Below are 9,099 nucleotides of genomic sequence, written 5' to 3'. Positions count from 1 at the left end.
GAATCGCACGATATCTTTGAAGTCTTCGTGCGTTTTAACCAAATTTCAACCGAATCGCACGATATCTTTGAAGTCTTCGTGCGATTCATCCGGATTGAACCCTTTTTACCTAGCATATATTCCTGATACTTCATAAATCTTCTAACTATAATTTCTTTTTATTTTCTTATTCCAAGTCTTTGTGAAGCATTGTACACCCTCATTATATGCTACTAGCTTGTTGTATAAATAATAATAGTCTACATCACATGTCATTGTACTATATGTTTCTACTTCGATATCAATATCATCATCTTTAACGATTACTTTCCAATCGCATTGTACTTTTGCTGTAAGGGGATCGCCTTCTGTAATTGTATATAAATTCAGATTCTCGGTGCCATATGTGATATTACTTTCTTTCAATGTTCTTAAACCTTCATCTGAATAATCTCTTAATACCCATTCATTTGTTGTTAATCGCTTCGTTATATCTCTCGTTCTTGAACCTTCTCTATGGATAATTTTTTCTAATGGTTGTGCTGTTTCTGATAATTGATAGTTTAATTGAACTTCTTTAAAATTGTCCACTAATGGCAATTCCAAATGCGAATATTCTAAGTCTACAACGATGTTTGCTACTTCTCTACTTGGCCAAATTTGTGGCCAATATGCAGGTGCGATAGATATTTCTATTGTATGTCCTGCTGGTATTTGATAACCAACAACATCTAACGGTACTTCAACATTTATAAACTCATTCAACGGTAAGTCTTCAGGTGTTTCATGACTCTTATAATGGTTTAAATTAAGTTGACCCATTGTAACGAGCGTCTTGTGACCGTCTGGATGTACGTCTGTAATACGAACATGGATGTTACCAAATTTACTATCAGATTTCAGATGTAACTTTGCTACTGGTTGTCCTATTATATTCAAAGTTTCACCAAATGTATCCAACATAAATGAACTAGCTAAAGCATTATCAATAGTTTGATCATCCGGTAAATCACCTTCTTGCCCAAAAGGACAAAATACGCCTGAATATAATCCATGTTGCTGATTATTTTTTAATGAAATTACTCTAGTCATACTACTTAATAGATCTTTCTTAGTCGTTTCTTCTTTCAACAAATCAAACCATTTACCTTCTCTATAATCATATGATGTTTTAGGTTCTACGCTGTCTTGCAAATATACTAAAAATTCATCTTGATGATCTATAGTTGAATCTTGTTGCATCCATTTATCTAACCATGAAACGACTTCTTGTAAATAACCAAATTGAGGACCAGGAATAGCAACATCTGGAAATTCGTGTGCCCACGGTCCAATTATACCTTTTTTCGGTACATTTAAATTTTCCATTAAGCGAAACACAGCATTTGTATAACCATCTGCCCAACCACTCATCGTTAATACTGGAATCTTAATATCAGAATAATCTTCGTTAATTGAACCATGTTTCCAATAATCATCTCTTGTTTGATGACTTACCCATTCTTCAACAAACGGGGGTGTCTGTTCAAGACGTTCTAACCAATTTTCATACCATTTATCCCCAAAATATTTAGGAAAGGCAGGTCTCGCATTATAAGCAAACATTGTTGAAGCCCACCAGAGCATATCTGATGCCATCAAAGTACCGCCTTTATAGTGCACATCATCAGCATAACGATCATCAGTCGAGCATAATGAAATAATCGTCTTTAATGCTTCTGGTTGTCTAGCAGCTACTTGCAAACCATTAAATCCACCCCACGATTTACCAATCATTGCTACAGAACCATTTGACCATTGTTGTGATGTAATCCAATTTATAATATCTATGGCATCATCTTGTTCTTGCAATAGATATTCATCTTCAATAATACCTTCAGAGTCACCCGTACCTCTTATATCTACTCGAATTGCTGTATAACCAAAGCCAGCAAAATATTTATGTCTAATTTCATCTCTTAAAGCTGTGAATTCATCTTTTCTATACGGTAAATATTCCAAAACAGCTCCCTTAGTCTTGTCATCCGTCTTAGGTTTCCATATTTTAGCTGATAACCTAGTCCCATCAGACATTGTTATCCAAGTATGATGAATCACTTCGATTTCATATGGAAATTGTGTTCGTTCTGTTATTTTATTATAATCTACATCAAAAACACCCATGTAAAATCCCCCTCTAACAATCTATTACTATTCATTATACAGATTTACATTAAAATAGCCTGAACAGACACTTTCATCTGTGCAGGCTTAAATTTATAAAGGACATTTTTCTAAAATCTGCCCATTACACTTTATCCGTTCTGTAATAAATACATTTTATGATAGATTCCATTTTCTTTAATTAATTCATCGTGTGTACCACGTTCTACTATTTCACCTTTATTAAGAACGAGTATTTGATCGGCATCTTGTATTGTAGAGAGCCTATGTGCAATTGCCAATGTCGTTCTACCTTTACGCATTTTTTCTAGTGATAATTGAATTTGAGCTTCTGTTTCAGAATCTATATTAGCTGTCGCTTCATCAAGAATTAATATTTTAGGGTCACTTGCAATTGTTCTCGCAAATGCTAACAATTGTCTTTCTCCACTTGAAAATGCGCTTCCCTTTTCAATTACTTGATGGTCATATTTCCCAGGTAATTTATTAATGAATTGATCTGCATTTACAAACTCAGCCGCTTCTCTTACTTTCTCAAAAGTCATTGTAGGGTGATACAGTTTTATATTTGAAGTGATTGTTCCATAAAATATAAATGCATCTTGTAGTACTAGCCCAATATTATGTTTCAAGTCATTTTTAGGTATCTCTTTAATCGATTGATTATCAATTAAAATCTCGCCTTGATTATATTCATAGAATCTCATAAATAAATTTATGATTGAACTTTTTCCTGATCCAGTATGACCAACGAGTGCAACTGTTTCTCCTGGATTTGCAGTAAATGATATATTTTTTAATACATCATTTTTACCATCATAACTAAATGTAATATTTTTAAATTCAACTTTCCCTTCACTTATATGATAGTTTTTATTTTCTAATTGTTTCGGTTCGACCATATCATTGTCGATAAGTTTAAATACTCGGCTCGCTGATACAAGTGCTTGTTGGAATACGTTTAAATTTTGACTGACTTGATTAATTGGTTCAAAGAAACTTTCCATGTATTGTACAAAAGCAAATACAACACCGGCTGTTACCGCACCTGAAAAACTCAATATACCGAAATAACTTAGTATCATAATGACGGCAAAGACTGAAATCATACTAATTGCTGGTCTTAACAAAAGCCCATCAATTTTAACTGTCTTCATATTAAAATCATAGTGTTCATCATTAATATCATTAAATTCACTTTGCAATCTCTTCTCTTGATTAAACACTTGAATAATTCGCATACCCTCAATAGATTCTGCAAGCTTTGCATTTAAATCAGATAAAAGTTGTCTTGCTTGTGAAAAATATATAGCTGAATATTTTCTGTAAAGTGCTAATATCAAGATAATAATCGGCACAAATACAAGTGCCATTAATGCAAGTTTAAAATCTAAAATAAACATCATGACATAACTTGAAATGACCATAAAGATTGCCATTAAAAATGATGCAAATACACCGATGAACATTTCGACAATGGCTTCAGTATCGTTAGTTAATCTAGATACGATGCTGCCTCCAGGTTCCTTGTCATAATAACGCATACCTAGTTGACCGATTTTATCAAATGCATCTATTCTCAATTGCTGTATCACTTTAAATGCTAAATATTGAAAAAGATAAACATTCCAATAAGTTGCAACAGCACCAACTATTTGTGTAATAAAGAATACTGTTATTAATAAAGCTATATCATTTTCAGGAAATACTTGAGGTGTTAAATAGTCATCGATAAATATTTTCACTAAATAAGGTGTAGCAATGCTTGCTACTGTTGAAATCGTCAACATTAAAAAAGCTAGCGCTATAATACCTTTAAAGGGGAATGTATATTTAATCAATCTTTTAAGTACTACAAATTGATCTTTAGCAGTTAAATTATGATTTTGTGCCATTGCTGTCATCCCCTTTCGCTAACTCATCTAGACTACTCGCAATTTCTTCATGCAAAGCTTGGGCTTGGTATGTTTCATAATACCAGCCTTTAATACTCATCAACTCTTGATGTGTCCCTCTTTCAATGATTGTCCCTTCATCCATAACAACAATCATATCCGCATGACTAACAGCACTCATTCGATGAGCTGTAATAATATTGGTCTTGCCTTGTCTTACACTCTGCATATTTTCTAAAATATGTTCTTCAGTCTCCGCATCTACTGCTGATAATGAATCGTCTAAAATCAATACCGGAGGATTCATAATTAATGCACGTGCAATAGAAATTCTTTGTTTTTGACCGCCTGATAAAGAGACCCCTCTTTCTCCAACAACCGTATCGTAGCCTTCAGGAAAACTTAAAATATCTTCATGAATATAGCTTGTTTTGCTCGCATTATAGATGATTTCATTTTTTAATGAAGGATCACTAAATGCAATGTTATTACGAATTGATGTAGAGAATAAGAAATGATCTTGTGGCACATATCCAAATTGAGCTCTTAAGCTGCTAATATCAAAATGTCGTAATGGTTGGTCGCCATATTTAATTTCATTCGCTCGTTCTGTATCAAATTCACGTAATAATAATCTGATAAGCGCGCTTTTTCCTGAGCCCGTTCTGCCGACAATACCAATAGTAGAACCTTTAGATATTGTAAATTGAACGTTGCTCAAAGCTATACTTTCATCATTTGGAAAGCTGAAGTTTTTAAGATTAAACTGAATGTCACCTTCAGGGATATTATGAGTTTCAACTTCAGTATTAACTTCATTTTTCACATTAATTATTTCATTAATACGCTCATATGAGGCGTGACCTCTTTGAACAATATTAAAAAATAAACCCAATGCTAAAAGTGGCCAAACCATCATTCCCAAATATGTTGTAAATGTAACAAGCTGCCCAATCGTTATATCATCATTAATGACCATTCTTGCACTAAAGAAAATAGCTAAAAAGTAACTGACACCAATAACTGCCATAATAGTTGGATCGAATAATGCATCAATTTTAGAGACTTTTAAATTTTTATTTACAACATCGTCACTTAAGTTTTTAAAATCAGCTTGATCATTCTTTTCATATCCAAATGTCTTTGTAACTTTTATACCAGCAATACTTTCTTGTGTCTTATCATTCAATTGACTAAATGCAGCTTGTGCTTTTTTAAATCCGCGGTTCAATAACTTACCATAATAGCTCGTTAATATAATCATAATTGGTAAAGGTATCATTACAATTAAAGTTAAACGCCAATCAACTGTAATTGCCATCGTAATCAATACAGCACCACCAGACATCAATGAATCTGCAATTGTTAAAACACCGCCACCAGCAGTATTCTGAACTGCCCTTATATCATTTGTAGCATGAGCCATCAAATCTCCAGTACGACGCTCTTGGAAAAATGAAGGACTCATCGAAGTGTATTTATGGTAAAGTCGAGACCTTAATATCTTGCCCAAACGCATACTCGCTCCAAATATCATAATGCGCCAAAAATAGCGAAATGCATATGTAAGAACTGCCGCAAAAAACAGAATAATGACATAAATCAAAAGTGTCTTTCCCGTTAAAGAATTAAAAGTGATACCATCAATAACACGCCCAATAATTTGTGGGGGCAATAAATCAATTAAAGCTACTATTAATAATATTAATATACCGATAATATAGTTTTTTCGTTCTTTTTTAATAAACCACCCTAATTTTGCAAATACCTTCAAAGTTAATCACCCTCCCCTTTATATCTGTACTTTAAAATTTTAGCACAAAAGGATAAGTAAATACTTAAAAAGATTGAATTTTGTTACTTTTCTAATAAATTCATACTAATGGCGTATATTGAGTAAGAAGAATGGAGGATATTTGGGTGTTGGAAGGTTGGCTATTTATCATGTTTGCCTTGTCTTGCAATATTCAGCCGTTCTATTTATCATGTTGGACCTGTCTTGATAAATTCACGGGCTCTATTTATCATGTTTGCCTTGTCTTGCAATATTCAGCCGCTCTATTTATCATGTTTGCCTCATCTTGCAATATTCAACCGCTCTATTTATCATGTTTGCCTCGTCTTGCAATATTCAACCGCTCTATTTATCATGTTTGCCTCGTCTTGCAATATTCAGCCGCTCTATTTATCAAGTCATCTGTCATTTCTATCAAAAAACCCCCAGTCTTCACTCAAGACTGGGGGTTCCTTTATTATATTTCTATTTCTTCTATTTCCAGTTGAATATTCAACATTTCAAGCATTGTTTCAAAGTCTTCCATTGTATAAGCTTCATTCGTTGTTACTAAGGATTTTATCTGACCATTTCCTTTTGAAGTGTTCTGTTGAACTTTTTCTACAATAGTATGAGCTGGATTTATAAACATAATATGAGGATATAATTCTTTAAAGTAACTATATAACCATGGTAAATGTGTTGATGATAACGTAAATACATCAATTTCTTCATGATTTTCTAAAATATTATCGATAAATTGTTTAACAGTCATTAAAGTACGATACTTATCTGAAATGAACTTACCCGACTCGACAAGTTCAATTAATGGAGACGTATTAAATTTATAGACGTTACTTTCAGATGATTCACCTTGAATATATTCATCTATTTCTTCGCTTTCAACTAATGATTGTGCCCCTAGTATACCTATTTGTTTAGAACTAGATTTCTCAATTGCTTCTTTTACTGGTGGATACACACCAATTACTTTAGTTTCAAATTCATGTTTAATTTCATCTAACACTGTAATTGTCGGGGCATTTGAAGCAATAATAATTGCACTTGGTTTCCACTTTTCTAAATAATGAATAGTAGTCTTTATAACCTCTTTTAATTCACTTTTAGATTTGCTTCCATATGGGAATTGATTTCGATCAGCTAAATAAATTAAATCTTGAGCAGGAAATTCTTTTCTTAATAATTCTACAATTGAATAACTTCCGAGGCCAGCATCAAAAACAGCGATAGGTTTAATTAAATCATTTTGTAGTTTAGACATATTTTATCCCCTTACTTAAATTTCTAAAAATACTTTTGGTGTATGTGCTATTTTTTTATCAACTACATCATAAAATCCACCTTTTTGATAACCGATACAATGAACGTTATCTTCTGTAACAATATCAAATTCAAGTTCCCATTTTAACTTGCTTACTTTGACTAACCAACATCTTCCTATTGGCTTATCATGTATAGTTAGTGGTACTTTATAGTCCGCTTCTGTTCTCATCAATATAGGTGATATATTATTTTTCATCATTTCTGAGTGAGTCATATACTGATTTATAAATGCAGTTCTTAAATCTTCAAACCACTTCACATAAACTATATTACTTACAATACCCATGGCATCTATGTCGTATATATTGATTTCAATTTCTTTTTCCGCGACTAGTTTTCTCTCTTGCATTAAAAAGACTCCTTCAAACATTCATTTCATTATTTTACAATAATTTTATTTCTATGCACTTACCATTATTACTTAAAATACGTCGCTAAATCAACCTTTGATATAATGACAAAAGGCTGGGACAAATTAATTTGTCCCAGCCTCAATGTTCTTATTTCAGTTCTTCACCGTTTGTATTGATTACATTTTTATACCAATAGAATGATTGTTTCTTAGTACGTTTCAGTGTTCCTTTGCCTTCATTGTCACGATCTACATGAATAAGACCGTATCGTTTTTTCATTTCACCAGTAGTGAATGATACGATATCAATTATACCCCATGGTGTGTAACCCATTAGCTCGACTCCATCTTCGTCTACCGCTTCGATTGATGCATTAATATGTTCTCTTAAATAATCAATGCGTTCTTGATCATCAATTGTTCCATCTTCTTTAAACTCATCAGTCGTTCCGAAACCATTTTCTACTATAAATAATGGCAATTGGTAACGATTATATAGCGCGTTTAATGTATATCTGAGTCCAACTGGATCAATTGCCCATCCCCACTGGCTGACTTTAATATATGGATTTTCAACTGAATTTGGTAATCCTCCATTAACAACATTACCTTCAACACTTTGCTGTGCATCATGTTTAACGACAGTAGACATATAATAACTAAATCCAATATAATCTACAGTACCGTTTTTCAAGATTTCGTCATCGCCTTCTTGCCACTTAATGTCGTAACCTTTTTTCTGAAACATCTTCAATGCATAACCTGGGTAATAACCTCTTACTTGAACATCAGGGAAGAAGTATCTTAAACGGCTTGCAATCTCTGCTTCTAAAATATCTTTTGGATTACATGAATAAGGATAAATCGGTACATGTGAAATCATATTCCCAATGACAAAGTTAGGATTGATTTCTTTACCTTTTGTAACAGCAAGCGCACTAGCAATTAATTCATTATGCGCAACTTGATATAATACCTCTTCTGCATCTTCATCTTCTGACAAAGTTACTCCAGAGTTTGTCCATAAGAATATTGGATTACTCGTATCCATTTGGTTATTAATTTCATTAAAAGTCATCCAATACTTAACTTTATCTTTGTAACGATTAAATACCGTTTCTGCAAAATGCACAAAGAAATCTACAACTTTACGATTTCTAAAACCACCATATTCACGAGCTAAATGTAATGGCATTTCAAAGTGTGACAATGTTAGTACAGGTTCAATATTATATTTTAACAATTCATCAATCACATCATCATAAAATTTCAAACCTTCTTCATTAGGCTCTGTTTCATCACCATTAGGGAAAATACGTGTCCAAGCGATTGAAGTACGTAAACATTTTAATCCCATTTCATTAAATAAACCGATATCTTCTTTAAATCTATTATAAAAATCTATACCCTCATGATTTGGATAAAATTTATCCGACTCAATCGTTTCTGTAATTTCTCTCGCTTTACCATGTTCACCCGCAGTCATAACATCATGAACACTTAGACCTTTACCACCTTGATCATATCCACCTTCAAATTGATTGGCAGCTAATGCGCCACCCCATAGAAAATCTTTATTTAATTTAGCCATT

Annotated in this window: 6 protein-coding genes; all 6 read right to left on the bottom strand. The window is 32.8% G+C overall.

The window, feature by feature from the left end; all coding sequences use genetic code 11:
• Window positions 1–141 precede the first annotated feature (141 nt).
• Window positions 142–2,142: a CocE/NonD family hydrolase gene (locus LQ608_RS12175; RefSeq protein WP_239752164.1), complete on the bottom strand. Its 2,001-nt coding sequence runs from the start codon at window positions 2,140–2,142 to the stop codon at window positions 142–144.
• Window positions 2,143–2,273: 131 nt separating this feature from the next.
• The gene (locus LQ608_RS12170; RefSeq protein ID WP_078358415.1) at window positions 2,274–4,037 is read right to left on the bottom strand and encodes an ABC transporter ATP-binding protein; all 1,764 of its coding nucleotides are present in this window, start codon (window positions 4,035–4,037) and stop codon (window positions 2,274–2,276) included.
• Window positions 4,021–5,811, bottom strand: a complete 1,791-nt coding sequence (locus tag LQ608_RS12165) for an ABC transporter ATP-binding protein (RefSeq protein WP_239752162.1) — start codon at window positions 5,809–5,811, stop codon at window positions 4,021–4,023. Before LQ608_RS12165 ends, LQ608_RS12170 begins: the two co-directional genes overlap by 17 nt.
• A gap of 478 nt (window positions 5,812–6,289) precedes the next feature.
• Window positions 6,290–7,093 carry a glutamate racemase gene (locus LQ608_RS12160; protein ID WP_239752160.1) on the bottom strand — a complete coding sequence of 268 codons (804 nt, stop codon included), beginning with the start codon at window positions 7,091–7,093 and terminating at the stop codon, window positions 6,290–6,292.
• A gap of 15 nt (window positions 7,094–7,108) precedes the next feature.
• Window positions 7,109–7,504: an acyl-CoA thioesterase gene (locus LQ608_RS12155; RefSeq protein WP_115337098.1), complete on the bottom strand. Its 396-nt coding sequence runs from the start codon at window positions 7,502–7,504 to the stop codon at window positions 7,109–7,111.
• A gap of 151 nt (window positions 7,505–7,655) precedes the next feature.
• On the bottom strand, window positions 7,656–9,098 hold the full coding sequence (locus LQ608_RS12150; protein ID WP_239752159.1) for a 6-phospho-beta-glucosidase: 1,443 nt from the start codon (window positions 9,096–9,098) through the stop codon (window positions 7,656–7,658).
• Window position 9,099 lies beyond the last annotated feature (1 nt).

The organism is Mammaliicoccus sp. H-M34, from assembly GCF_022386495.1.
GTDB lineage: Bacteria > Bacillota > Bacilli > Staphylococcales > Staphylococcaceae > Mammaliicoccus > Mammaliicoccus fleurettii.
The sequence above is the reverse complement of the archived record's forward strand: the minus strand, read 5'-3'. Positions and strand labels throughout refer to the sequence as shown.